Source organism: Lyngbya sp. CCY1209, from assembly GCF_035615495.1.
Taxonomy (GTDB): Bacteria; Cyanobacteriota; Cyanobacteriia; order Cyanobacteriales; family Microcoleaceae; genus Limnospira.
On the sequence record NZ_JAJENU010000271.1, the window covers coordinates 1 to 25,898 of the forward strand.

The window sequence follows — 25,898 nt, forward strand, 5'->3', positions numbered from 1 at the left end:
TCGGGAGTCGGGAGTCGGAAACTGAAACGGCTTTTCTATAAGGGTTTGAAAATTTCTGACCCCATTTCAACTGTAACTACGTGAGCGCTCGTTGCTATAAAGGGGAATGGGAAGCGATCGCATTCCTGTTAGACCAATTTCGGCGATCGGTTCTCGCCGCCGCCTTTCGTGGCGATTTAACAGCGAAGGGAAAAACGGGCAAAAAAACGAAACGGAAACCCCCCAAAATCGCCCCCAAAAATGGAGATAGAAAATTCCACCCAACTCAAAATCGAGGGCATCGATTGACGGATTTTCGAGGGGTTTTAAAACGCGGAGAAATCCGGCGGGGTGGCATCCGGTTTCACGCCCCGACCCATAGCGACACCAACCTTAAATTATATCAGTTTTCGTGCGATCGCGCCGGAGTTCGCCTCCCCAAAGTTGGGGGAATAGAAAGCCGGCGGGGGTCCGAGAGCCCTTTTTTCTTCTCCTCACCCCCCACCCCGCAGCCGATATTCTGATACATTTTAAGGACAAGCGTTTAGGAACGAGGCACCAGTTAAACCTATGGCATTGATAACAACGGGTGGGAAGCTGATTCGAGACTTGGAATCCCAGGGCGCCCTAGCCCTGTACGTCCCCCTCGAAGGCGGATTTGAGGGGCGCTACTTCCGCCGCCTGCGGGCTGCGGGATACACCACCTACAGCCTGTCGGCGCGGGGACTGGGTGACTTGGCGGCCTACCTGCTGGGGGTCCACGGCGTGCGGCCGGCCCACCTGGGCAAAAAAAGCAGTGGCAACAGCGCGGCGGTGGGAGATATCTACTACGTGCCCCCGGTGGTGACGTACCAGTTGCAACACCTGCCCCCCGACTCCAAAGGGTTGGTGCTGTGGATTCTCGAAGGTCAAATTTTGTCCTCCCAAGAGGTGGACTTTCTCAGCCGCCTGCCGAGCCTGGAGCCTCGGGTCAAAGTTGCCATCGAAATGGGGGGAGCCCGCTCGTTTCGCTGGAAACCCCTGAAAGAAGCGATCGCGGCAGCTTAAGTCCCCCATGCACCGACGCCGGAACTGTGTCACCATAGACAATGTGATCATTACCGATTCCCCGCTCAACTCACTCCGAACCGGTCGCTGGTTCAAACTCATTTGCGGAGCCAGTTACCAACATCTGCCGTCGGTTCGCAGCCTCACCCTGGCCTACACCCTCGCCGGGGCGGACTGCATCGATGTCGCAGCCGATCCCGCCGTAATCGCCGCGGCCCGGGACGGTTTGGCGATCGCCGATCGCCTCGGAGAACAGGCCCGAGAGCGGGGTTTCGGCTATCGACAACGGCCTTGGCTGATGGTCAGCCTCAACGACGGCGAAGATCCCCACTTCCGCAAGGCAGAATTCGACGCCACCGCCTGCCCCCCGAACTGTCCCCGCCCCTGCGAAACCATCTGTCCGGCGGGGGCGATCGCATTTTCGGACATCGAAAGCGGCGTGATCGACCGCCTCTGCTACGGTTGCGGGCGCTGCCTCCCCGTCTGTCCGGCCGATCTGATCCAGACCCGCTCCTACGTCTCCACCCCGGAGGCCGTCGCCCCCCTGGTGTTCCAAACCGGGGCGGACGCGATCGAAATTCACACCCAAATCGGGCGGGAAGCCGACTTCCGCCGGCTCTGGGAGCGGATTCGACCGCAGGCGCACCGACTCAAGGCGATCGCCGTTAGCTGTCCCGACGGCCCGAACCTGCTCGAATACCTGCGGACCCTCTATCAGATCCTCTCCCCCCTGCCCCCGGACACCGTCCCGATCTGGCAGACCGACGGCCGGCCCATGAGCGGGGACATCGGCCGGGGGACCACCCTCGCCGCCGTCCGACTGGGGCGGCGGGTTCTCGAAGCCCGGTTGCCGGGGTACGTCCAGCTCGCCGGGGGTACGAACGATTACACCGTCGCCAAACTGCGATCAGAAAACCTCCTGCCCCCATCCCCGTTTCCCACGGTGGCGGGGGTCGCCTACGGCAGCTACGCGCGATCGCTCCTTTCCCCCCTGTTAGAATCCGTCGAATTCATGCCCACAACCATTCACGGGATGCCCAATCCCCCCGATCCCTCAACGCTCAGTCAACTCGAAGCCCACCCCGATCGGTTGTGGAAAGCCGTCGGTCTGGCCCATTCCCTCGTTTCCCAACTCAAGGGGTTTTGAGATGGGGGCGGTCGAATGCGATCGCCCCAACTGATGCATTCGTTGAACACTTCATCGTTGAAAGTATGCAGATCACAGACGACCTTAACAGATTACTCGAAATCGTCCCCCCCAGCGTCCGCCAAAACCTGATCCGCCACCCCGAACGAGAGCGCCTGATCGAAATAGTCATGGATTTAGGTCGTCGCCCGGAGGCCCGCTTCCCCTCCCACGCGGAATACCTCTGCGATCGCCCCGTCACCTGGGATGACCTGAGCCACTGCACCTCGCGCATCGGCGACTTCAGCGGCGACAACCGGGCCGGCATCGAACAGACCCTGCACCGCATCAGCGCCATCCGCAACCGCACCGGAAAAGTCATCGGCCTCACCTGCCGGGTGGGCCGGGCCGTGTTCGGCAAAATCGGCATGATCCGGGACCTGGTGGAAACCGGCGGCTCGATCTTGATGCTCGGGCGTCCCGGCGTCGGCAAAACCACCGCCCTGCGGGAGATCGCCCGGGTTCTAGCCGACGAACTCGATAAGCGGGTGGTGATCATCGACACCTCCAACGAAATTGCCGGCGACGGCGACATCCCCCACCCCGCCATCGGCCGCGCCCGCCGGATGCAGGTCGCCCGCCCGGAACTGCAACACCAGGTGATGATCGAGGCGGTGGAAAACCATATGCCGGAAGTAATCGTCATCGACGAGATCGGCACGGAACTCGAAGCCCTGGCCGCCCGCACCATTTCCGAGCGCGGCGTGCAGCTCGTCGGCACGGCCCACGGCAACCGCATCGAAAACCTGATGAAAAACCCCACTTTAGCAGATCTGATCGGGGGAATACAAGCCGTCACCCTCGGGGACGACGAGGCCCGACGGCGGGGCTCCCAGAAAACCGTCCTGGAGCGCAAGGCGCCCCCCACCTTCGACATCGCCGTTGAGATGCTCGAACGGGAGCGCTGGGTGGTACACGAGTGCGTCTCGGCCACGGTGGACGGCCTACTGCGGGGGATGCAGCCCACCTTGCAGGTGCGGGAGATGGACGATCACGGCAACGTCACCGTCACCCAGGAACGGTACAGCCCCCCTGCCTCCCGAAATGCCCCCCCAGCCCTGGCCCCGGCCGAAACCGTCACCCCCCTGAGCGCCCCCGGCCTGCGGGGGTTGCGGGGGTCGGGGAAAATGACCCCGGTTCCGTCACCGTCAGCTCCCGCTTCCGCCGCTGCCCAGGACTTCGAGCAACTGCTCGACGCCTCCCTGGCCGGGTCCGTTGGCGGCGGGGGACTCGCTTTGGCCTCCGAACGGGGCCCCGACGGGGAGGATCTGCCCCTGCACGTCTACCCCTACGCCATCGCCCGCCACCAGATCGAACAGGTGATCCGCACCCTGACCCTGCCCGTGGCGGTCACGAAGGACATCGACGATGCCGACGTGGTTCTGGCCCTGCGATCGCACGTCCGCAACCAGTCCAAACTGCGGCAGATGGCGAAAACCCGCCACGTCCCCATCCACACCATCAAATCCGGCAACCCCCCGCAAATCGCCCGCGCCCTGCGGCGGCTGCTGCACATGGACGATCCGAGCACCCCCGAAGTGCCCGACCTGAGCCTATTTACCTCCGGCGGCTCTTCCGACGAGTTGGAAGCCCTCGAAGAGGCCCGACTCGCGGTCGAACAGATCGTCATCCCCAAGGGCCAGCCGGTGGAACTGCTGCCGCGATCGCCCAAAGTCCGCAAAATGCAGCACGAACTCGTGGAACATTACCGCCTGAAATCCAACAGTTTCGGCGAGGAACCCAACCGCCGCCTGCGGATTTATCCGGCTTAAAGAACTTCGGGAGGGATGATGAAACAATCTCTCCCGTTCCGTTCCAATTCGGCCGACCCATCGGCCGCCGCGCCTTTCCGGACGCCCATTCCCCTCAAATGGGCCGTATTTTCGCCCTCCTCAAGCCTCGGGGGGCAATAAAATGCTATCTGTAGAGAAGTCGCTTTCTCGTCGCAATTTTCCTTCGGACGGATCATAGCACCGTCACCTCCGCCCGCCTGGGTGGGGGCTGTGGAATTTTATCGCATCTACCGCCGACCCCAATAATAGACTCAGAGTTCCCCCCTCCACTCCGTCCGGCACCGTCGCAACATCCCTTCGGGATTGTTTCAATCTCGACCTCGGACTCGGCCATGTGACGATCGCCCACCCTGCTTTCTTGAAACAATTATCATGACTTCCACGATCGTTCAACAGCTCATCCAACTGGTCGCCCTCACCACGGGCCTGCACGTCCGGCCCCAGGATTACGGGAACTTCTCCCAAAAAATTTGGACTCGGGTGTATGAGCGGCACCTTTCGAGTCTGCAGGAATACTACTACCTGCTCCTGGCCGACGACACGGAAAGCCGGACGGAGTGGGCCGAACTCATGCCGCTGCTGACGACGACGGAAACCTACTTTTTTCGCGATCGCGGCCAGTTCAAGCTCCTGCGAGAGGTGCTGCTCCCCGAACTGATCGAAGCGCGGCGATCGAGCCAAATTCTGCGGCTCTGGAGTGCCGGGTGTTCCACCGGAGAAGAACCCTACTCCCTCTCGATTCTCCTGCGACAGTTGCTCCCCGACTGGGACACCTGGCAGATCCAAATTATCGGCACCGACGTCAACGAAGTCGCCCTGCGACGAGCCCGCCAGGGACTCTACAGCCCCTGGTCTTTTCGGATGGTCGATCCCTCCGTGCAGCGGGACTATTTCCATGCCAAGGGGTCATCTTGGCAGATCGACCCCAAAATCCAACGCTCCGTCACCTTTTTCCGGCTGAACCTGGTGGGCGATAATTGCGCGAATGCGCTCAAGAATTTCGGCGAGGTCGATTTAATTTTATGTCGAAATGTGTTCGTTTATTTCGAGAAACCGTATATCATTCAGGTGTTGAGAAAATTTTATCAGTCCCTCAAACCGGGCGGGTATCTGATGACGGCCCACGCCGAACTGCAGGGGTCGATTCTCGACGAGTTTCAACCGGCGGTTTTTCCCGAATCGCTGGTTTATCGGCGGCCCAAATCGGCGACCATCAGCTTTTCTCAGACCGCCCCCCTTCCGGGCCCCCACCTCCCATCCCCACCGCCACCGGAACTGAGTTATCCCGCTCCCAACCGGAGCCGATTCTCCCGGAGAGCCGCCGGGTCGGAGTCCCCGATCTCCCCCCTCTCCATCGTCGCCCCGCCCGCCGTCCCGAATTCCACCTCGGAAGAACGGGCGATCGCTATCCACCGGATCCTGCAAGAAGCGCGGCGACTCGTGAGCCAAAAAGCTTACAATGAAGCCCTCAAAAAAGTTCGGCAGTTCGCGGCGGACGACCCCCAAAATTTTGAAGCCCACTACCTGATGGCGGAAATTCACGCCAACCTCGGAGAGTACGACAAAGCAACCCATCACTGCCAAAAAGCGCTGGAAATTGATTCCCTTTCCATCCAACCCTACTATTTGCTACTGCAAATTGCCGAAGAAAAAGGGGATTTTGAAGGGGCAAAAATTTTGTCAAAAAGAATTATCTATTTGTCCGACATCTCGCCCCCGTCCATTTCCGCGCACCTGGAACTAGCCTCCCTGTACGAGCGGGAAGGAAATTGGATCAAAGCCAAAAAAGTGTACGCGACGACCCTCGCCCTGCTGAAACTGTTGCCGTCGGATGCGCCGGTGGAATATTTGGGACAAATTACCGTCGCCGAGTTGACCACTTACCTGCATCAAAAATTGAACCGCTATTCCTTTTGACCCGACGAGTTGACCATGGAAAGCAAACCATATCTGATTTTTCAATTGGGGGGATTGACTTACGCCGTCGAAGCCTTTTCCGTCCAGGAAATTTTTTCCTTACCCTCACTCACCCCCATCGTCGAAGCCCCCCCGGAGGTGGTGGGGGTGCTGAATTTGCGGGGGGATTTGCTGCCCGTCATCGACCCGAATATCCGGTTCGGATATCCGCCAAATTCCTATTCGATTCACGATGCGGTGATCGTCCTCAAAACCCCCGGATCGCGGTTCGGAATCCTCGTGAACGAAGTTTGCGAAGTCCAGATGATTTCTCCGGGGGAAATTGTCGCCGATCTGTCCGAAAATTTGACCGCCCGATTCCGGCCCGAACCCCAACCCGAAAAGAGCGGCCGCACCATCGCCGGATATGCCAAAATTGAAGATGATATCGTGATGCTCTTCGATCCCGAATCCTTTCGGGATGCGATGGCGGACTCCGACCTCGAAACTGAATCGCAGTCGGAATCGGACGTGGAAGAGCGCCCCCGCGCCCCCGAATTTGAACCCCTCAAAGGTCACGAACTCCCCGTTTTTTGTCCGGACGCGACCCCGGAAGAGCGGCAAATTTTTCGCGATCGCGCCCAAAATTTGAGGCGGAAAACCCGGGGAGAAGAATTAGCCGGTCTGATGCCGCTGGCCGTGATCGGATTGAACGGCGAATATTTCGGGGTCTCCCTGTCGATGATCCGCGAATTTACCGACATCCACAATATCACTCCCGTCCCCTGTACGCCACCGCATATCGTGGGAAACATGAACTTGCGGGGGGAAATCGTCACCCTCATCGACATTCGGGGGACTTTGGGCCTGCCGATGGACGGCGACGGCCATTCCAAAAAAGCCGCGATCGTCAAAATGAATGACTTGGTGACAGGGGTGACGGTGAACGATATTTTCGACGTCGCCTACCTCAACCGGGCCTCGATCCGGTCCGTCCCGGCGGCTCTCCGGTCCATCCAAGACGAATACTTGCGGGGGACGGCCGTTTACCGCGATCGCATGATGAGTTTGTTAGATCTCGAAAAAATTCTCGCCCAGGGCACTTTGATCGTCGATGAAGAAGTTTGAATCCATATCGACCGCCCGCAGAAAGGGTGAATCCGATCGCCGTCCAAATCTAAAAAATTCCTGAAACGATTCACCCTTCAATCCCCATCCCATCAAACTTTGATTGAACATCGCAATCCGCAGTTCCGAAGTTTCCAGCCGTCAAAATTGGCGGGATTTTGCGGGCGCGTCAAGTCCACCCGATGAGAGCAACGGTTCCGACAATGATGAAAAAATTAAGTACCAAACTCTACTGCGGTTTTTTTCTGATTCCCGCCGCAGTGCTCGTGATCGTCAGTGGCTATTCCGTCTTTTCTTTCTGGCGGATCGATTCCCGCATCGGCACGATTTACGACGATCGCGTCGTCCCCCTGCAACAGCTCAAAACCATTTCCGACGCCTACGCCGTCTTGGTTATCGATGCCGTCAACAAGGCGGATGCCGGCATCATCAGCACCGATGCCGCCTTGAATTCCATCAATGCAGCCCTGGTCGAAATTGAGCAAAATTGGGACGCCTATCTCGGAACAGACCTGACCCCCCAGGAAAAAGCCCTCGCTACAGACATTGAGCGGTTATTCGCTCCGGCCCAGATCCAGATCGAGCGGCTCCGGCAAGCCTTACAAGCGGGAAACTCCGACCAATTAGCCGCTTTCGACGGGGCTTTGTATGATGTAATTGACCCCCTCACCGACAAAATTCAAGACCTCATCAACCTGCAGCTTCAGGTGGCGGAACTCGAACGCCAGCGGGCCCGGGCGGTTTTGAACGAAACCCTGTTGTTGTTCGGATTGTTGGTTCTGGCGGCGGTGGTGGTCGCCTCTCCCTTCGGCTATTTCCTCAGCCAGTCCGTCGCCAATACCTTCAAACAGACGATCAAAGCCATTTCCGACAGTTCCAACGAAATTGCGGTGGCCACGGAGGAACACGAACGGGTTGCCACCCAGCAGGCGGCGGCGGTGAGCGAAACCACCTCCACGATGGACGAACTCGGGGCCTCCTCGACGGCGGCGACCGAACAGGCCGACGCGGCCCTCACCGGTGCAAAACAGGCCCTTAGCCTTTCCGAGAGCGGCCAGCAAGCCGTGGACAGCACCCTCGATGGCATGGGGGCCCTGCAAGACAAAGTGGATGCGATCGCCCGCCAAATCGTCCGCCTCAGCGAACAGACCAACCAGATCGGCAATATCTCCCAACTGGTCGCCGACCTGGCTAACCAGACCAATATGTTGGCCCTGAATGCGGCCGTGGAGGCTGTGCGGGCCGGGGAACACGGCCGGGGCTTCGGGGTGGTCGCCACCGAGATCCGCAAGTTAGCCGACGAGAGCCAGAAATCGGCGCAAAAAATCGGCACTCTGGTGGCGGATATCCAGACGGCGATCAACTCCACCGTGATGGTGACGGAAGAGGGGACGAAAACCGTGCGCTCGGGGGTGGATATGGCTCAAAAAACCGCCGCCGCCTTTTCCGGCGTCACCGATGCCGTCAACGAAGTGGTGATCAACAACCAACAAATTTCCCTGAATATCAAGCAACAAGCCCTCGCCATTAGCCAAGTCCTCGAAGCCATGACCGCCCTCAAACAGGGAGCCACCGAAACAGCCAACGGCATCGGACAGACCAAGAGTGGAATGCAACAGCTTAAAGCGATCGCCGCCGAGCTGCAATCCATCATTTGAATCAACAATTATTGATTGTTTTTTCCCGAAGTAGCATCTTCAGTGGATTTCAGTTTTTTGAAATCCACTGAAGGGTCATAACCATGCTTATTTTTAAACGCTTGAGGTATGGGATTTTGAGGGAATACAGCATCCCCATCATACGGATGATTGTCAGCGCCACGGTGGTCACGGCTAACGTCGGGCGGTTGCGGAGGGAGGCCGATGAATGAATTGATCATTTATAATTAATAATTATTAATTGTTTTTTTCCGGAGTAGCATCTTCGGTTGATTGCAGTTTTTCAAAGTCAAAGTGGAGAGTCGGAACCATGCTTATTTTTCAACGCTTGAGGTATTGGATTTGGGGGGGGTACAGCATCCCCATCATACTGATGATCGTCAGCGCCACGGTGGTGACGCTCAACGTCGGGCGCGTCCGACAGGAGGCGGACGAGCTGACTCAATCCCGTAAAATTGCCGAAAATATCGCGGATCTGGCGTTGGACGTCCAGCTCATGTCCCAGAGCTTCCGGGGCTACCTCCTCGACACAAACCCCGCCTCCCGCAAGGCTTTGAGACAGGCTCAAAATGAATATCAGAATGTCGTCCCGCTCTTGGAATCGATCATCGAGAACGAAGAACAAGCCCGGACTTTTCAGGAAGTGAAGCGACAAGTCGAGGAGCTCAGAGAATTTCACGATGGTGTGGTCGAATTGGTAGACCAGGGAAATCTTGACGAAGCCCGACAAGTGTGGCAGAGCGGGGGTGTCGGAGTGGAAATCGCCGAAACCATTTTCGACTTGCTCGAAGAGTTCAGAACCCGGGAATTGATGCTCGTCACCCAGCGAAAAACCGCCCAGACCCAAGCCCTGAATAACCTGGTGTGGGTGGTTTGGGGCAGCATCGGCGTGGCGGTCGTCATTTCGATCGGTTTGGGTGTCTGGATCATCACCACCATCATCCAAAGGATCACCCAGGAGGCCACCAATATCGCCCTGGCGGCGACGGAAATTTCTACCACCATCGAACAGCAGGAGCGGGTCGCCGTCCAGCAGGCCGCCTCCGTGAATCAGACCACCACCAGCATGGACGAGTTGGGGGCGTCCTCCCGCCAGTCCGCCGACCAGGCTTCCGCCGCCTCTAGCGGGGCCCGCCAGGTTCTGGAATTGGCCGGGAGCGATCGCCGGGACGGCAGCTTCGACGACACGCCCAGTTTGCGCGAAAAAATGGGGCAGGTTCAGGGGCAAATCTTGCGTTTGAGCGAGAATCTCGGCCAGATTTATAATATTACTAACCTGGTGAGCGATTTGGCGAATCAGACAAATATGCTGGCTTTGAATGCTTCCGTGGAAGCCGTGCGGGCCGGGGAACACGGCAAAGGATTTGGGGTGGTTGCCAGCGAAATCCGCAAATTGGCCGATCAGAGTCGCAAGTCGGCCGAGAAAATCGGCTCCCTGATCGCGGATATTCAAAATGCCACCAACTCCACCGTCATCGTCACCGAGGAGGGGACGAAGGCCGTCGAAAAAATCGTCAACGCCATCAACGATGTCGCCGTCAATATACAGCAGATTTCCCTAAATGCCAAACAGCAGGCGATCGCGATCGAACAGGTCATCGACGCCATGAACAACCTCAACACCGCCGCCCACGAAACGGCCAACGGTCTGGCTCAAAGTAAAATCGGCACCCGACAACTCAATGAAACCGCCCAGAATCTCAAAAATCTGGTGTGAGCCGACCGGAAAAGGGAAATAGAAAATTCGTCGATAATTGTTAATTATCAATTCTCCCCAACTTTGCACCGAGGGACAAACCATGATCGAAGATGACGAACTCCGGGAAGTTTTCAAAGTGGCCAGCGAGGAACATTTGCAAAACCTCGACGACGGCTTTTTGCACCTGGAGAAAAACCCCGGCGACACCGAAAAGCTGGAGGAATTGTTGCGGGAAGCCCACAGCTTGAAAGGAGATGCCGGAATGTTGGGGGTCAAAGATGTCTCGACCCTCGCCCACCAAATCGAACACATCTTGGGGGGCCTCAACCGTGGCGAAACCGAGTTTTCCCCCGAAGTGAGCGATCGCCTGTTTCAGGGACTCGACGCCCTCCGCAAATTGGTGGCGGAAGCCGTCACCGGGGAACCCTCCGGGGTCAACACCTTTTACGTCCTGGCCAACCTGATGGGGGCGAAGGAGCCCGAAGCGGAGGAAGCGGAGGAAGCGGAGGAAGCGGAGGAAGTGGAGGAAGTGGGGGAAGTGGAGGAAGCGGGGGAAGTGGGGGAAGGGGAGGACGGCACCTCCCCGGAACCTTCCCCCCCGGCAACTCCCGTCCCCCCGGAAACTGTCATCCCCCACCGAGCCCCCACCTACAAAATCGAAACCATCCGGGTGGCGACCCGCAACCTGGACGGGCTGATGACCCAAACCGGGGAGCTGACCGTCACCAAAACCCGCATCGCCCACCGGCTGGCCGAAATCGAAGAACTGACCAATTTGTGGGAAGAGTGGAGTCGGGACGCCTTCATCAACCGGTTCGCCCTCCACGACCTCGACTCCCGCGACGGTTCCCCCGGCGGCAACGGGGTAATGGGGCAACTGCAGAGCTACCACCAGCGGTCCATCGACCGCCTCGACCGCTTCGGCCGGATGGTCAACCAGTTGCGGAGCTCCATCTACGAGGACATGGCTCGCCTGGAGCTGATTTCCGACGAACTCGAAGAGGGCATCCGCACCCTGCGGCTGTTGCCCCTGTCCACGATCTTCAACCTGTTTCCCCGCATGGTGCGGGATCTGGCACGGGAGCAGGGCAAGCAGGTGGAGTTGGTCGTCGAAGGGGGGCAAACCCGGGCCGACAAGCGGATTCTGGAGGAGATGAAAGATCCCCTGATGCACATTTTGCGGAATGCCGTCGATCACGGTATCGAATCCCCGGACGTTCGGGAGCGACGGGGAAAGCCGGCTACGGCGATTATCCGCTTGAGCGGCTACCAGACCGCCACCAGCGTCATCATCGAGGTGAGCGACGACGGCCGGGGGTTGGATCTCGAACAGATCAAACGGACGGCCGTCAAACGGGGGATCTGCCAGCCCGAAGAACTGCCGGGAATGACTCCGACTCAAATTCAGGCTTTGATTTTCACCCCCGGTTTTTCCACCCGCAGTTTCGTGACGGAAGTTTCCGGGCGGGGTGTGGGGATGGATGTGGTTCGCACCAATGTGGAACGGCTCAAGGGGTCGATCCGGGTGGACTCGACGGCGGGGCGGGGGTGCGCGTTCCGTATTCAATTGGGGACGACCCTGGCGACAGCCCACGTCCTGCTCGTGGCGGTGGACGGGATTTCCTATGCCATGCCGGTGGAGTTCGTCCAAACCACGCAACTGGTGGACGATGAGAGCATTTTCGCGATCGAGGGGCAAGATACGATCTTGTTTGAAGACCAGCCGGTTTCCGTGATGCCCCTGTCGGAATTGCTGGAATTGAGGCCCGGTGTCCGGGAAATGGGCGATCGGCATCGGGAGGCGAGGGCAGCGGGGGGCGGTGGAAACCCGAAATTGTCGCGGGAGCGCCCTCGGGACAATTATTTGCCCATTTGGGGGCAGAGTCTCTCCCCGGCGAGTCAGAATCCATTTGGGACCCGAGAATCCCGATCTTGTATCATTTTAAGAATGGGAGAAGAGCGATTGGGTTTATTTGTGGATGCCCTCATCGACGAACAAGATGTCGTTCTCAAGCCCCAAAGCCAACTGTTGCGGCGGGTGCGAAATGTGGCCGGCGCGACGATTCTCGGCACCGGGGAAGTCTGCATGGTGTTGAATCCCCAGGATCTGATCCGTTCGGTGCGAAAGCGGTGGGGGTCTTCGGCTTCGGTGGCGGCGGTGGCGTCCCGGGAGTCAGACGGCGATCGCGATCGCAAGTCGGTCATCCTGCTGGTGGAAGATTCGATCGCCACCCGCACCCAAGAAAAGCGCATTTTGGAGGCGGCGGGCTACGAGGTAGTGACGGCGGTGGACGGACTCGACGGATTCAACAAGCTCAAAAGCCGGCCCTTCGACGCGGTGATCTCGGACGTGCAGATGCCCAACTTGGACGGCTTCGGGTTGACGGCGAAAATTCGCGAGCATCGGGAGTACAGCGAGTTGCCGATCATTTTGGTCACTTCTTTGGCCTCCGACGAGGACAAGCGACGGGGGGCACAAGCGGGCGCCAATGCTTACATCACCAAGGGATCTTTCAATCAAGACATCTTGTTGCAAACCCTGAGTCGATTGGTTTGAAAGCTGTTCCGGGCCGATTCCAGGCCCCGATCGCGCCGGGCGCACCGGTTCGGATCGTCAGTGATCATCTCGATTTCTGATTGTCGAATCACAACAATAGTTTTTACAAAAACTATTTGTTCGGACATGATCCGAGGAATGAGCAGTGAGAAATGAGGACAAAGTTTCTCTCTTCTCAAGGGGTAATACTTTTGACTTTTGAATGCGTGACTTTTGACTTTTTCAATCCACTGACTCTCAATCCTATGGCCATTCGCGTCGTGCTGGTGGAGGATTCACCAGTTGCCCTGATCATTCTCAAACGAATTTTGGCGACTTCCAAGGAGATCGCCGTCGTCGCGACGGCCCGCAGCGGGACCGAGGCCCTGGCGTTGATTCCCCAAGTGCAGCCCGACGTGATTTGTACGGACCTGCATATGCCCCAGATGGACGGTTTGGAGTTCACCCGGGAAGTGATGGCGAAGTTTCCGAAGCCGATTCTGGTGATCAGCGCCTCGGTGCAGGCGGAGGACACTTACAACGTGTTTCAACTGTTGAATGCGGGGGCCGTGGACGTGTTTCCGAAGCCGAAAACCGGTCTGGCTTCGGATTATGAAGGCGCCGGACAGGAACTGATCCGCAAAATTAAAGTTCTGGCGGGGGTGAAAGTCTTTACCAAACACCGGCGGGACGGCCGCCTAGCCACCGTGCCGAGAACCGCCGCCGATCCGGCATCGGAGCCCAAGTCCCCTCACCGGAGCACCACCCCGGTTTCGAGGGGTGCGAATGCCGGAATTTCTCTGACCCCGAGGGCATCGGAACTGCGATCGAATCACGTCCGGGTGGTAGCCATCGGGGCTTCGACGGGGGGTCCCCAGGCGCTGCATACGATTTTGACCCAGTTTCCGTCTCGGTTTCCCGTCCCCATTCTCTGCGTGCAGCATATCAGCGAGGGCTTTTTGCAGGGGTTGGTGAGTTGGTTGGATTCTCAATGTTCCCTGTCGGTGCAAATTGCCCGGGCCGGGGAACTGCCCCGAGGGGGAACGGTCTATTTTGCCCCGGAAGGGCGACACCTGGAATTCGATCGCCACGGCCGGTTTTTCTACTCTTCCGCGCCGCCGCTGGGGGGACACCGGCCCTCGATCACGGTGACATTCAATTCCGTCGCCCAGTTTTACGGGAGTCACTGCCTGGGGGTGCTGCTCACGGGCATGGGCCGGGACGGGGCGGACGGCATGGCCGCCATCGCCCTGTCAGGCGGGGTGACGGTGGCCCAGGATGAGGGGTCCTGCGTGGTATTCGGGATGCCCCGGGAGGCGATCGCCCTGGGAGCCGCCCGCTACATTCTGCCGGTGGGGGCGATCGCGGCCCTGCTGTTGAATGCCGTCAAATGTTAATTTCTCCCCGGCGAGGATTATTTTTTGACATTCAAAACCGATGCGATCGTCTGGCACAACTGTTCGGTGTCGAAGGGTTTGGTCAGATATTCGGTCGCCCCCGCCAGCCGCCCCTGGACTTTGTCGAAGGCGCCGTCCCGGGCCGTGAGCATGATAATTGGCAGGGCTTGAAATTGGGGGATGCTGCGGATAGTCCGGCACAGTTCCAGGCCGTCTATCCCCGGCATGGACACGTCCAACAACAAGACGGAAACCTTGTTGTGATAGATAATGGACAGCGCGTCCACGGCATTGTCAGCGACCAGAACTTTGTAGGTGTCGGCGAGGGCTTGTTTGACCAAACCCTGCATTACCGTACTGTCGTCTACGGCCAGGACGGTCGGTTGTAAACTTTGATTGACAGACATCGATTGAGTTTCCCTCCGTGACGCAGCCCGCTCGGACTCACAATTGAGTTCTACTCTTAGTGTAGATCGATGTCAGAACCTCTTATCGACCCGTGCAAACTGTAAACTTTTGATGCGAGATTCTCGTTTCGGCATCCTCCGAGCGAAAACCAACGACCCCGCCATCGGTATCATCTTTAAATGGCCGTCAATTGAACCCCTCCCATCCCGTCGATCGACGGTTGACCATTCCGGTCGGCTCGGAGTCATTCGGGGGCCAAAGGCACCCGTCGTCCGGCCGAATTCGATCCGTTCGGGCGATCGCGGCGACTCACAAAAATCGTCGAATTACTGTCAATTTCAACGGGCAAAAATCAAGAATGGCGCTCCCCTCCGTCGGCGGGGCAAAATCGACTCGCCCGGGAACAAACCTTCGAGTTTCGTTGCACATTTCCTGCGATCGAAGACCCCGGTTCGATTCAGTCCCCAAAATCCGGTTAAAACTCGTCAGAAAAATTAACAAATTTTTATTCTCTTGAGAGCGGCGACATCCCCATTCCCATTGTCGCCCCGAGCCATCTCCAGCCCGTTCGGGAGGGGTGGGACCCATTCACACTGTAAAGTCCGGTCAAAAATTGAAAGTCCAGCCAAAATTGGGAAAGTCCGGTCCTCCACTTTGTTAAGATTGAATGAAAGACCCTTGCGGTACGAACTTTAGACTGCGGGCCAGTCATTTGAGATCGCCGGCGAGTTAAAAAGCGATGTAGATGTCCTGCGGTTCCCCCAGCAATTGAGGGAGCGCGAAAAGAAACCCCACCGATTTGACGCGGAACCCAATTGGTGCCAGTCGATCCCCTCAGCCGGGGAATTGCTCCATGACAGTACAATTTCAGGTAAAACTATGTCCAGACTCGATGGTCGAGTTCTCTCTCAAATCGTCGGTACCGAGCCCGACATCTCGTTCAACGATTTAACTCGCCTGGCCGCCCACATCGCCCGAGCGCCCATCGCCCTGATCAGTTTCATAGACACTTCGCACCAGTGGTTGAAAGCGCAAACGGGCTTGTCGGGGGACGCGGACGGGTATTTGGATTTTTGCGCCCGGGCCGCGCGCCTCAATCAACCTCCCGCCGGCGACCAAAAAAACGCCGACGGCGGCCGGCCGGTTCCCGAACCCATCGTCGTCAAAGACGTGGGGGAAAACCGACAGCTCGCCACCCACCCCCTCGCCCAGGCCGACCCGGCGATCGCATTTTACCTGGGGATTCCCATCGTCACCCCCCGGGGCTTCCAGGTCGGGATGCTCTCCCTGATGGATTACCGCCCCCGGCACCCCGCCGCCGAGGAAATCCTCGCCCTGCAAACCCTCGCCCGCCAAGCGATCGGCCAGATCGACTGTCACCGGCAACTGATCAACCTGCAGGGCAAATTGGGCCGGCTCGAAACCATCATCCGAGAACGGAAACAAATTTGGGATGTCGTCCGCCAGGAACGGGACTTCGTCAACGGTGTCTTGGACACCATCAGCGCCCTGGTGGTGGTGATCGACCCCCAAGGCCGGATCGTGAGATTCAACCAAAGCTGCGAACAACTGACGGGCTATCGGGCCGCCGAAGTCGAGGGGCTCTACCTCCAGGATTTGGGACTCTCCATCTTTAGCCAAGAGTGGGAGGTGTTCGACTGGGGGTTGGAAGCCGTCGAGTTCGACGAGCCGCCCAAACGGCGCAACGGCCAGAACAGGCTCCAACTCGGCGTCGCCCAATTTCCCAAACAGTGCGAGAATTGCTGGAGCGGCACCGACGGTTCCTCCCACCTGATCGCCTGGTCCAACAGCGCCATCGTCAACCCGGACGGTTCCCTGCGCTACATCCTGGGCAGCGGCATCGACATCACCAACCGCAAGCAGTCCGAAGAGATGCTGCGCCTGCTCGAACGGGCGATGGCGGCCAGCCCCAACGGCATCGTCATTTCCGAGAAAACGGCCGATGACGCCCCGATCATCTACTGCAACGCGGCCTTCGAGCGGCTGACCGGATATCGCAAGGCCGAAGTGATCGGGCGCAACTGCCGCTTTCTCCAGGGGCCCGACACCGATCCGGGGGCGATCGCCGAGATCCGGGAGTCCCTCAGCCGAAACCGGGGGTGTCAGGTGACGTTGAAAAATTACCGCAAGGACGGCACTCCCTTCTGGAACGAGCTGGCTATCTCCCCCGTCCTCGACTCCCGGGGGCGGCTCACCCACTACATCGGCATCCAGACCGACATCACCGAGCGCAAACTCTCGGAAGATGCCCTGCGGGAGAGCGAGGCCCGCTACCGCCTCCTGGCCGACCACGCCACGGACTTGATTTCCCGGCACGACGCGGAGGGGATTTACCGGTACGCTTCCCCGGCCTCCCGGGCCCTGCTGGGCTACGAACCGGAAGAACTGGTGGGACGTTCGGCCTACGAGTTTTTCCACCCGGACGACATCGATCGCATCAAAGAATCCCACCAAATCCTGCTCGACACCTCCGACGTGGATACGGTCAGCTACCGGGTGCGGCGACGCGACGGCACGTTCATCTGGTTTGAAACCACCTCCCACAGCCTCCGCGACCCGGAAACGGGCCGCATCCAGGAAATCGTCTCCATCTCCCGGGACGTCACCGAGCGCAAACAGGCCGAGGATGCCCTGTTGGAGCGATCGCACCTGTCCCTGTTGGAGGCGGAAGTCGGCAAGGCCCTCGGACACGGCGGCACCATCTCCGCCATCCTCAACCGCTGCGCCAAGGCGATGGCTCAATATCTGCGGGTCGATGGGGTGTCCATGTGGACCCTCGACCCCCACACCAACCAACTCGAACGGCAGGCATCCGAGGGAATCAGCACCCTGAGAGCCCCCGACCCCCCCGCGGCGCCCCCATCCGCCTCCCCCTGTCAGGGGGGTTGCGAAACCTCCTCCCCAACCCTGGAACTGCCGCTGGTGGTGGAGGGGCGGTTGATGGGGATGATGGCGATCTGCAGCGCCGCCCCCCTGTCTCCCCAAGTCCGGGACGTCCTGGGCTGGATCGCTAACGCGATCGCGGTGGGCATCGACCGCGTCCGGGCCCGGGAAGAATTGCAGAGCCGCCGGGAGGCCCTGCTGTTCCGGCTGGCTAACCAAATTCGCAATTCCCTCGATATCGACACCATTCTGGGGACGGCGGTGAACGAGATCCGCAGCGTGCTGCAGATCGACCAGTGCCACTTCCTCTGGTACCTGCCCACCCACCCCGACCAACCCAACTTCGCCATCACCCACGAAGCCCGAGATCCGAACCTCTCGGAGGTGTTGGAAGACTATCCCCCCGAAAAAATCGGCTGGCTGGCGACTAGAATTAACAACCGCGAAACTGTCCAGGTCAACGACCTCAAGAACACGACGGTGATCGACGAGATGACCCGGGTATTTTTGGGCGAGGCGGGCATTTCCTCCGAGATCCTGCTGCCCTTGGAAACGCGGTCTGGGCAGCGGGGGGCGGTGGTGTGCAACCAGTACCACCACCCCCGGGATTGGATGGCCAGCGACGTGGAGCTGCTGCGGGCGGTGGTGGACCAGTTGGCGATCGCGATCGACCAGGCGGAACTCTACGCCCAAACCCGGGCTGCCGCCCTGGCTGCCCAGACCCAGGCCTTCCACCTCAGCGAGGCCCTGCAGGACCTCCAGCAAAAAGAATCCCAACTCATCCAGAGCGAAAAAATGTCGAGTTTGGGGCAGATGGTGGCGGGGGTGGCCCACGAAATCAACAACCCCGTCAACTTCATCTACGGCAACCTCACCTACGCCCGGGACTACACCCAGGATCTTCTCGACCTGGTGGAACTCTACCAGGAGGAGTACCCGGAACCGAAGGAGGTGATCCGGGAGCGGATCGACGAAATCGACCTCGATTTCCTGGTGGAAGATCTGCCGAAGATCCTGTCCTCGATGGAAATGGGGGCCGATCGCATCCGCCAGATCGTCGTCTCCCTGCGGAACTTCTCCCGCCTGGACGAGGCGGAAATGAAGCCGGTGGACATCCACGAGGGCATCGACAGCACCCTGCTGATCCTGCAAAACCGCCTGAAGGCAAAAGGCAGCCATTCCGGCATCCAACTGGTCAAAGAATACGGGCAACTGCCCAAGGTGGAATGTTACGCCGGACAGCTCAACCAGGTGTTCATGAATATTCTCAGTAACGCGATCGACGCCCTGGACAACCAACCAGACCCGCGCACCATCACCATCACCACCGAAGTCGTCTCCGGCGAAACCCCGGCCAACCTCGTCTCCCTTCCCTCCCACGGTTGGCCCGCCGAGGGGCTCGAAACCCAAGCCACCCCGAAACCCCCCGCCTCCCAACCCGACCAGGTGTTGATCCGCATCAAAGACAACGGCCCGGGAATCAACGAAGAGGTAAAAAACCGCCTGTTCGACCCGTTCTTCACGACCAAACCCGTGGGGAAAGGCACGGGACTCGGACTCTCGATCAGCTACCGCATCGTGGTGGAAAAACACGGCGGCGTCCTCAAATGTCTCTCCGAAGTCGGCTCGGGGTGCGAATTTTGGATTCAGATCCCCGTGCAGCCACCGCCGGAACTCAGGAATTAGGGAGTCGGGAGTCGGTATTAGGGAGTCGGGAGTCGGGAACGGACTTGATCTGACTGACTAGAGCGATTGACAAGGTGGTTAGTTACACAGTTATGCTCCAACCGAGTCCACGCTTGCGTGGACTTTTGCTGTGAGCCTTGAAATTCATTTCAAGGCGGGTCTAAAATGGGTAGATCTGTCCTAACCGTTCTGGCGGTTGCTATATAAGCTTGCCTCCGGTCGCCTCCGGTCGCCTCCGGTCGCCTCCTGTGCTCCCTCGGCTCCCTCCCTATTCCCTATTCCCTATTCCCTATTCCCTATTCCCTATTCCCTATTCCCTATTCCCTGCCTCCCCTGCCCCTGTGCCCCTAAAATCCGATATCGTCGTCGTCCTCATCCTGGGGGACGCTGGGGGGATGGGAAGGGATGGAGGCGATGATGGCGTCGATGACCTTGGCGACGGGGAGGATCTGCATTCCCAGGTCGCCCGGTTTTTGTCCCTTGGGGACGATCGCCCGTTTGAAGCCCAATTTCGCCGCCTCCCGCAGCCGCAATTCCAGTTGGGACACCGGGCGCACCTGGCCGCCCAGGCCGACTTCGCCGATCAGGATGGTGCGCGGATCGACGACGCGATCGCGGAAGCTGGCCACGATCGCGATCGCCACCCCCAAATCCGCCGCCGGTTCGTCCACTTTCAACCCCCCCACGGAAGCGACGATCGCATCTAATTTGGACAGGGGAATCCCCACCCGCTTCTCCAAAACCGCCAGAATTTGCAGCAGGCGGCTGCTGTCCACCCCCGTCGTTGCCCGCCGTGCCGAGCCGTAGCTGGCCGGACTCACCAGAGCTTGAATTTCGACGACAATGGGACGAGTTCCCTCCATCGAGACGATGGTGGAGGTTCCCGGCGAAAACTCGTCCCGGTTGCCCAAAAACAACTCCGAGGGGTTGACCACCTCCTGCAACCCGTGGGCGACCATTTCAAACACGCCGATCTCGTGGGTGGCGCCGAAGCGATTTTTCATCGATCGCAGCAGGCGGTGGGAGGCGAAGCGATCGCCCTCGAAATATAACACCGTATCCACCAAATGCTCCAGCACCCGGGGACCGGCCAGCGCCCCGTCCTTGGTGACGTGGCCCACGATCAGCAGGGTGATATTCTCCCGCTTCGCCACCTGCATCAGAGCCGACGTACACTCCCGCACCTGAGCCACCGAACCGGGCGCCGAGGTGAGGCTGGCAAAATAAATGGTTTGGATGCTGTCGATGATGGCGAGGGTGGGTTTAAGGGACTCCAACTCCCGCAAAATCACCTCCAAATCCGTTTCCGGCAACAAAAACAGATCCGGTTCCACGATTTCGGGGGGGTGTGAATTTGGGGACTGTTTCCCATTTTCCACCGGCGGAGACGGTTCCGGGGAAGGATGCGCGGCATTTCCGTTGCCCTCCTGCTGGTTCCGCAACTCCTGAGTAAACGGATCGACGGTAACGGGTTCGGCGGGTTCCGGGGGGTGATGGTTGTCGGATTCAGCCTCCGTTTCTTCCCCGTCCCCGCCGTTTTCCCCGACTTCCAACCGCTGAGCCCGCAATTTCACCTGCTGCCCCGACTCCTCCGCCGAGACGTACAAAACCCGCGACTTTTGGGATAAACTGTTGGCAACTTGTAACAGCAGCGTCGATTTGCCGATGCCCGGTTCGCCCCCGATCAGCACCAGGGAACCCGGGACGATGCCACCCCCAAGGACGCGATCCAACTCCCCGTAGCCGGAGGGCATCCTCGATTGGGTCTGGTCGGAAATTTGAGACAGTTTGAAAGATGCCCGGGGTTCTCCCTCCGTCGCACTCTTTCCCGACGATAGAACGGCGGCCCCTTCTTCGCCGAGGGTACTCCAACTAAACCGCTGCATGGATGGGGGTACAGACTGTTCGACCTCTTCTTTCAAGGAGTTCCAGGCGTGGCAGTTGGAGCAGCGTCCAAAAAATTGGGAAAACTCGGCTCCGCACTCCTGACAAATAAAAAGCGTTCGCGGCTTTGCCATTGCTTACAATAATAGGTTTTGACACTCTCCGCGAAGACAGCGACGGAGATTCGGGAATCAGACAAAAGGCTCTCACAGGCGTAGTTAAGTCGCCTCTAATAGGTTGCCGAAGCTTCCCTTTACGTTAACGTATTTCTTGGCTGCGATCGCCAAATCTCGGTGTGGTTGTGATCAAATTGGGGCAGATCGCCAGAACGCCCAGAGTTTCGACCCGTGGAGTGTCAAGGGGTTCTGTGCCAACGCCTTGTTGTATACTAGGCGGACACAACCCAAAGTCCTCCACAACAAGTTTTCGGAGCTCGGTGCTCAGGTAGAATCGATATCGGTAGGCTTTCTGGGTCATTTTGTGAGTTGAGCACCGACTCTGTAAAGAGTCCAAGGCTCCGAGTCGGTCAAATTTCGGGACATCGAGTCCCTCAACGTTGAGCGCAGTCGAAAGGTTGACCCGGAGCCGAGTCGAAGGGAGTGTCAGTCGCAGGGAGCGGAGTCGAACACATCCGATCGAAAAGTCACCCTGCGTTCGGGCGAGGTCTTAGACCCAATTTTCTGATAAGGTAAACGAAGACGCAGCTTTGCCAAATTTAACACGCAACAACGGGGGTCGCCTGCCGAGGCGGTGGCTCGCACCCTTCCAGGTTAGAGGGCGATCGCACCAACTGTTGCACGATCAGAACTGTAACCGAATGTCGTTGAGGGAGTGTTGAAGTCAATTGGAAAACCATAAGGAAAGAATTTTAGTCGTCGATGACGAGGCCAGCATCCGCCGGATTTTAGAAACCCGCCTGTCCATGATCGGTTACGACGTGGTGACGGCAGCCGACGGAGAGGAGGCGTTGGAAACCTTTCGAGAGATGGACCCCGACCTGGTGGTTTTGGACGTGATGATGCCGAAACTCGACGGATACGGGGTGTGTCAGGAATTGCGGAAAGAGTCCGACATCCCGATCATCATGCTCACCGCCCTCGGAGATGTGGCCGATCGCATCACGGGGTTGGAGTTGGGCGCTGACGATTATGTGGTGAAACCCTTTTCGCCCAAGGAATTGGAGGCCCGCATCCGCTCGGTCCTCCGCCGTATCGACAAAGATGGCGGTTCGGGTATTCCCAGTTCGGGAGTGATCCACATCGCCAGCATCCGCATCGATACGAACAAGCGCCAAGTTTACAAGGGGGACGAGCGCATCCGCCTCACCGGCATGGAGTTCAGCCTCCTGGAATTGCTGGTGAGCCGCTCCGGAGAGCCGTTCTCCCGCTCGGAGATCTTGCAGGAGGTTTGGGGCTACACCCCCGAGCGCCACGTGGATACCCGGGTGGTGGATGTCCACATTTCCCGGCTGAGAGCCAAGCTGGAGGAAGACCCCAGCAACCCGGAGTTGATTTTGACGGCCCGGGGGACGGGGTATCTGTTCCAGCGCATCATCGACCCCCCCGAGGTGGGTTGATGGGATCTGGCGGTGGGTTGTCAAACGTGGATTAAAGATGGCTGAGGTCGATTCTAACCGGGTGCTGCGACTCCTGCCCCTCTGCGTCGGTAGTTTGGGGGGGGTGCTGCTGCTGGTCAATCGGGTGCTGACCCCCCAGGTTTTGGACTCCCAAGCCCGCTCGGATGCCTTGGGGGTGATTTTGAGTGCTGTGTTGATTTTGACCACCTTGCTGTGGCAGCAAATTCGACCAGTCCGACCGGAGGCGGTGCAGTTGAAGGGCCGGCAGGGCTTCGAGTTGAAGGCGGATTTGCCGGAGGTGGCGAAAACGGAGCTGGCCTGGGCGTCTCACCTGCTGTTGAGCAATACGGCGACGCGATCGCTGGTGGTGTGGTGGGATTCGCAAGTTTTGCTGCGGCGGGGGATTTTGGGGGAAAATGAGCGGGTGGAACCGGGGGCGATCGTGCGGCGGGTGCTGGAGAAAGGTAAGCCCGTCTACCTGGTGAATTTGGCTCTGTATCCGGGGCGGGTGGAGTTCGACTATCTGCCGGAAAATACTCAGGGGATTATCTGTCAGCCGGTGGGTTCGCGCGGGGTTTTGATTTTGGGCGCCAACGCCCCCCGCAGCTACACGAAACAGGATGAAATTTGGATCGAGGGCATCGCCGATAAGTTGGCGGATACTTTGACCCGCCTCGGGCCGGAGAGTTCCCAAAAAACTGAGGCTGCCGACATTTAACGGGGATTGGGATGTTATTAATACTTTACTGGATACTGGTGCTGGTCATGGTCGTGGGGGTCGTCGGGGCGGTGGTTCCGGGGCTTCCGGGGTCGAGTCTGATCGTGGGGGCGGTTTTGGTCTGGGCGTTCCTGGCTGGGTTCGCCGGTATGGGGTGGCCCCTGGGGGTGGCGATCGCGGTGTTGTTGCTGAGTGTGGGGGTGGATTTCCTGAGTGCCTATCTCGGTGCCCGACAGGCCGGGGCGAGTCGCTGGGGCCAGATCGGGGCGATTGTGGGGCTGCTGCTGGGTTTTTTCGGGCTGCTGCCGGCTTTGCCCTTCGGGGGCCCGCTGTTGGGACTGTTAATCGGGCCGCTGGTGGGGGCCTGGGTGGGGGAGTTTCTCTACCGCCGGGAATTGCCTCTGGGGGAGCGAATTCGGCTGGCGGCTAAAGCGGCGATCGGGATCTTCGTGGGGACGGTGTTGGGAAATATCTTCCAAGGACTGCTGGCCCTGGCGGCGACGGTGGTGTTTCTGATTACGACCTGGCCTTACTGAACAGTTGATAAACGTGGCGATCGCATCCTTTTGAAGGGGTATTTCTATGGAAATTGTGTTTGAATCAACTGAGGATTTCAATCGCAGTCTGGCTCGATTTAGCGGGCCTGAACAGTCAATTATCACCGATGAAGTCGAGCGCTGGGTTCCGTTACTGTTGACCGAAAAAGGTTTTCGAGAACGGCGACTGCACCAATTTTTTCAGTTTGATTTGAGAAACAATTACGGCTCCTCCCTCTACTCATTTATCGTCAACTATTACCTCCGTGTTATTTTAACCATTGACGAAGATCCGCTCTGCGATCGCCTGTTAATTACCCTATTTGATGTGGTCGAAAGCCGGGAAGCGGCGGTGGCTTACAAGCGGGTCGGCGATTCCATCTATCGCACCCTGATCGAAACGTCCTTATCCCCCAAATCATAAGGTAGAAAGGTAGAGTTGATTATGATATCACAGGTTCCCCGATTGGTTGACGATCGCGGCGTGATCCGCCAAGCGTGCAAAATGTTGCCCGAAGCGCTCAAACTTAAATTTTTGGAGGCCCTGGCAGAACTGCAAGATCCGGAATCTTACCAGAAAAAATACTTTCCCGTCAGCCGCCTCAAACGGGTCAAAGGAACGCGACTCAACATCTATACCGTAGACATCGAACCGACTTCAAAATGGCTGTTCTACCTCCAATATGAAGAGGGAAACTTGTACTTGAGGGAACTGGTGAAACCCACCAACAACGGCTCCAAAACCAGCCTCGATATGATCGCCGAAGTCAACGATTTTTGAGCGCCGGACGCGGGGAATCGGGAGTCGGGAGTCGGGAGGAAAAAAGGACAATGTGTCACGGGTATAGCGCTGCGCGCTGGGGTGTGCTCGGTGCTCGGTGCTCGGTGGGGAAGAGGAAGGGGGGGATAAGGGTTTCGAGGTTTTTCCCTTTTTCCAGAACGGTAAACACGCGATCGCGATACCTGCGATAAGGAAAAAACATTCTCCCATCTCCCCCGACATCCATTCCCGCAGATGTTTTCCCGTTGATTCTCGGGATTAGATATCAGCAAAAAGAATCAGGAAATTCGAGAAAAATGGGTGACGGGCGGGCGACTCACTTGCAATTGTCGCCGCTGCAAACTGTGCATATGCTCGAATAATTTCCAGCAATATTCCTGGGTCAGACCGCAGGTGACGGCGCCCCGCAACACGACGTTAAAATACCAGTCGTTCGGGGCCAGTTCCTCCGGAAGTTTCTCGATCACCATGTAGGTTCGCACGTTTTTGTAATGCTTGCCACCGGCGTGAACTTCGATGATTTCCGGGCGATACCCCCCGACGTGGACGTTCCGCTGGGGGTCGATTTTCACCTCTTCCCGCTTGTCGAGGCGATCGCTCAACCGCCAGGGCAACTGATACAATACTCCTTCTACATGGGAATGGGGATCTCTGACCACATCCAACGCGCCGCAGTTGCGACGTCGGGAACGGCGGTAAAAACCCAACCGGTAGCCCCGCAAAATTGCCGGCCCGATGACGTAAGCGTGGGTGGGTTCGCCGAGGGTTCGCTGCAAGTCCACCGGACACATACAAGAACCGTAGGCGAAATAATAAAATGTCGGTTCGGAAATCGTCTGGGATGGGGATTGTTCGTCCCACTCGATGGGATGGATTAGTTTTGATCGCGCGATCGCATCCGCCGGGTTGCTCAACGGGACCTCCTCGCAAATTTTGCCAAACTCTGGTCTATTGTAACGGGACGGACCCGCCCTCAAGTTGTATCCCACACGACAGAGAAACAAAGCCCATACGAAAAGAGTTCGGGAGCTTGATAGCTCCGTCTCTTTAGAGCGGAGTGGAAAAGCGACACGGCGGCTTTAGCCG

The 25,898-nt window shown here is 58.4% G+C and carries 19 protein-coding genes and 1 pseudogene; 16 read left to right on the plus strand and 4 right to left on the minus strand.

The features are described 5' to 3' along the window. Window positions 1-549: 549 nt before the first annotated feature. The 10 genes from LKE08_RS07580 (at window position 550) to cheB (ending at window position 14,319) form a co-directional block, all read left to right on the plus strand. Window positions 550-1,026, plus strand: a complete 477-nt coding sequence (locus LKE08_RS07580) for an NAD(P)H-quinone oxidoreductase subunit N (RefSeq protein WP_324703606.1) — start codon at window positions 550-552, stop codon at window positions 1,024-1,026. 43 nt (window positions 1,027-1,069) lie between these two features. Next, the gene (gene ldpA, locus LKE08_RS07585; protein ID WP_324703607.1) at window positions 1,070-2,173 is read left to right on the plus strand and encodes a circadian clock protein LdpA; all 1,104 of its coding nucleotides are present in this window, start codon (window positions 1,070-1,072) and stop codon (window positions 2,171-2,173) included. Between the two features lie 65 nt (window positions 2,174-2,238). Then, window positions 2,239-3,984, plus strand: a complete 1,746-nt coding sequence (locus LKE08_RS07590; protein WP_324703608.1) for a R3H domain-containing nucleic acid-binding protein — start codon at window positions 2,239-2,241, stop codon at window positions 3,982-3,984. Between the two features lie 393 nt (window positions 3,985-4,377). Then, window positions 4,378-5,922 carry a CheR family methyltransferase gene (locus LKE08_RS07595; RefSeq protein ID WP_324703609.1) on the plus strand — a complete coding sequence of 515 codons (1,545 nt, stop codon included), beginning with the start codon at window positions 4,378-4,380 and terminating at the stop codon, window positions 5,920-5,922. Window positions 5,923-5,937: 15 nt separating this feature from the next. Beyond that, window positions 5,938-7,029: a chemotaxis protein CheW gene (locus LKE08_RS07600; protein WP_324703610.1), complete on the plus strand. Its 1,092-nt coding sequence runs from the start codon at window positions 5,938-5,940 to the stop codon at window positions 7,027-7,029. A gap of 203 nt (window positions 7,030-7,232) precedes the next feature. Continuing rightward, window positions 7,233-8,687, plus strand: a complete 1,455-nt coding sequence (locus LKE08_RS07605; protein ID WP_324703611.1) for a methyl-accepting chemotaxis protein — start codon at window positions 7,233-7,235, stop codon at window positions 8,685-8,687. An 83-nt stretch (window positions 8,688-8,770) separates the two neighbouring features. After that, entirely contained in the window at window positions 8,771-8,899 is a 129-nt protein-coding gene (locus LKE08_RS07610) for a hypothetical protein (protein WP_324703612.1), read from the plus strand. 98 nt (window positions 8,900-8,997) lie between these two features. Further along, window positions 8,998-10,404, plus strand: a complete 1,407-nt coding sequence (locus LKE08_RS07615; protein WP_324703613.1) for a methyl-accepting chemotaxis protein — start codon at window positions 8,998-9,000, stop codon at window positions 10,402-10,404. A gap of 82 nt (window positions 10,405-10,486) precedes the next feature. Beyond that, window positions 10,487-12,943: a hybrid sensor histidine kinase/response regulator gene (locus LKE08_RS07620; protein ID WP_324703614.1), complete on the plus strand. Its 2,457-nt coding sequence runs from the start codon at window positions 10,487-10,489 to the stop codon at window positions 12,941-12,943. A 245-nt stretch (window positions 12,944-13,188) separates the two neighbouring features. Beyond that, window positions 13,189-14,319, plus strand: coding sequence for a chemotaxis-specific protein-glutamate methyltransferase CheB (gene cheB / locus LKE08_RS07625; protein ID WP_324703615.1), 1,131 nt, complete (start codon window positions 13,189-13,191; stop codon window positions 14,317-14,319). A gap of 17 nt (window positions 14,320-14,336) precedes the next feature. Here the strand turns inward: cheB and LKE08_RS07630 are convergent, their stop codons facing one another. Next, window positions 14,337-14,726: a response regulator gene (locus LKE08_RS07630; protein ID WP_324703616.1), complete on the minus strand. Its 390-nt coding sequence runs from the start codon at window positions 14,724-14,726 to the stop codon at window positions 14,337-14,339. An 880-nt stretch (window positions 14,727-15,606) separates the two neighbouring features. Here LKE08_RS07630 and LKE08_RS07635 point away from each other — a divergent pair. Next, window positions 15,607-19,317 (plus strand): PAS domain S-box protein, encoded by a 3,711-nt coding sequence (locus LKE08_RS07635; RefSeq protein WP_324703617.1) that lies wholly within the window; start codon window positions 15,607-15,609, stop codon window positions 19,315-19,317. Window positions 19,318-19,664: 347 nt separating this feature from the next. On the opposite strand, the gene radA is transcribed toward LKE08_RS07635, so the two are convergent. After that, window positions 19,665-21,335, minus strand: coding sequence for a DNA repair protein RadA (gene radA / locus LKE08_RS07640; RefSeq protein ID WP_324703618.1), 1,671 nt, complete (start codon window positions 21,333-21,335; stop codon window positions 19,665-19,667). Between the two features lie 237 nt (window positions 21,336-21,572). Continuing rightward, window positions 21,573-21,678, minus strand: a pseudogene (locus LKE08_RS29250) (helix-turn-helix domain-containing protein); the annotation flags it as partial. A 367-nt stretch (window positions 21,679-22,045) separates the two neighbouring features. On the opposite strand from LKE08_RS29250, the gene rpaB reads away from it, so the two are divergent. Genes rpaB through LKE08_RS07670 form a run of 5 tightly spaced genes read left to right on the plus strand, consistent with a single transcriptional unit; the run spans window position 22,046 to window position 24,812 of the window. After that, window positions 22,046-22,777: a response regulator transcription factor RpaB gene (gene rpaB, locus LKE08_RS07650; protein ID WP_324703620.1), complete on the plus strand. Its 732-nt coding sequence runs from the start codon at window positions 22,046-22,048 to the stop codon at window positions 22,775-22,777. 37 nt (window positions 22,778-22,814) lie between these two features. Further along, complete coding sequence (locus LKE08_RS07655) at window positions 22,815-23,495, plus strand: cofactor assembly of complex C subunit B (protein ID WP_324703621.1); 681 nt, start codon at window positions 22,815-22,817, stop codon at window positions 23,493-23,495. Window positions 23,496-23,506: 11 nt separating this feature from the next. Next, window positions 23,507-24,031: a DUF456 domain-containing protein gene (locus tag LKE08_RS07660; RefSeq protein WP_324703622.1), complete on the plus strand. Its 525-nt coding sequence runs from the start codon at window positions 23,507-23,509 to the stop codon at window positions 24,029-24,031. 46 nt (window positions 24,032-24,077) lie between these two features. Continuing rightward, on the plus strand, window positions 24,078-24,455 hold the full coding sequence (locus tag LKE08_RS07665) for a hypothetical protein (protein WP_324703623.1): 378 nt from the start codon (window positions 24,078-24,080) through the stop codon (window positions 24,453-24,455). Between the two features lie 21 nt (window positions 24,456-24,476). Continuing rightward, window positions 24,477-24,812 carry a hypothetical protein gene (locus LKE08_RS07670; RefSeq protein ID WP_324703624.1) on the plus strand — a complete coding sequence of 112 codons (336 nt, stop codon included), beginning with the start codon at window positions 24,477-24,479 and terminating at the stop codon, window positions 24,810-24,812. A gap of 278 nt (window positions 24,813-25,090) precedes the next feature. On the opposite strand, the gene LKE08_RS07675 is transcribed toward LKE08_RS07670, so the two are convergent. Further along, entirely contained in the window at window positions 25,091-25,687 is a 597-nt protein-coding gene (locus LKE08_RS07675; RefSeq protein ID WP_324703625.1) for a gamma-glutamylcyclotransferase, read from the minus strand. Between the last annotated feature and the right edge of the window lie 211 nt (window positions 25,688-25,898).

What these genes read in the sequence shown, in the direction of transcription:
- LKE08_RS07580 (WP_324703606.1), top strand. Translation starts at nt 550, where the DNA reads ATGGCATTGATAACAACGGGTGGGAAGCTGATTCGAGACTTGGAATCC.
- LKE08_RS07590 (WP_324703608.1), top strand. Translation starts at nt 2,239, where the DNA reads ATGCAGATCACAGACGACCTTAACAGATTACTCGAAATCGTCCCCCCC.
- LKE08_RS07595 (WP_324703609.1), top strand. Translation starts at nt 4,378, where the DNA reads ATGACTTCCACGATCGTTCAACAGCTCATCCAACTGGTCGCCCTCACC.
- LKE08_RS07600 (WP_324703610.1), top strand. Translation starts at nt 5,938, where the DNA reads ATGGAAAGCAAACCATATCTGATTTTTCAATTGGGGGGATTGACTTAC.
- LKE08_RS07605 (WP_324703611.1), top strand. Translation starts at nt 7,233, where the DNA reads ATGATGAAAAAATTAAGTACCAAACTCTACTGCGGTTTTTTTCTGATT.
- LKE08_RS07610 (WP_324703612.1), top strand. Translation starts at nt 8,771, where the DNA reads ATGCTTATTTTTAAACGCTTGAGGTATGGGATTTTGAGGGAATACAGC.
- LKE08_RS07615 (WP_324703613.1), top strand. Translation starts at nt 8,998, where the DNA reads ATGCTTATTTTTCAACGCTTGAGGTATTGGATTTGGGGGGGGTACAGC.
- LKE08_RS07620 (WP_324703614.1), top strand. Translation starts at nt 10,487, where the DNA reads ATGATCGAAGATGACGAACTCCGGGAAGTTTTCAAAGTGGCCAGCGAG.
- cheB (WP_324703615.1), top strand. Translation starts at nt 13,189, where the DNA reads ATGGCCATTCGCGTCGTGCTGGTGGAGGATTCACCAGTTGCCCTGATC.
- LKE08_RS07630 (WP_324703616.1), bottom strand. Translation starts at nt 14,726, where the DNA reads ATGTCTGTCAATCAAAGTTTACAACCGACCGTCCTGGCCGTAGACGAC.
- LKE08_RS07635 (WP_324703617.1), top strand. Translation starts at nt 15,607, where the DNA reads ATGTCCAGACTCGATGGTCGAGTTCTCTCTCAAATCGTCGGTACCGAG.
- radA (WP_324703618.1), bottom strand. Translation starts at nt 21,335, where the DNA reads ATGGCAAAGCCGCGAACGCTTTTTATTTGTCAGGAGTGCGGAGCCGAG.
- LKE08_RS07655 (WP_324703621.1), top strand. Translation starts at nt 22,815, where the DNA reads ATGGCTGAGGTCGATTCTAACCGGGTGCTGCGACTCCTGCCCCTCTGC.
- LKE08_RS07660 (WP_324703622.1), top strand. Translation starts at nt 23,507, where the DNA reads ATGTTATTAATACTTTACTGGATACTGGTGCTGGTCATGGTCGTGGGG.
- LKE08_RS07665 (WP_324703623.1), top strand. Translation starts at nt 24,078, where the DNA reads ATGGAAATTGTGTTTGAATCAACTGAGGATTTCAATCGCAGTCTGGCT.
- LKE08_RS07670 (WP_324703624.1), top strand. Translation starts at nt 24,477, where the DNA reads ATGATATCACAGGTTCCCCGATTGGTTGACGATCGCGGCGTGATCCGC.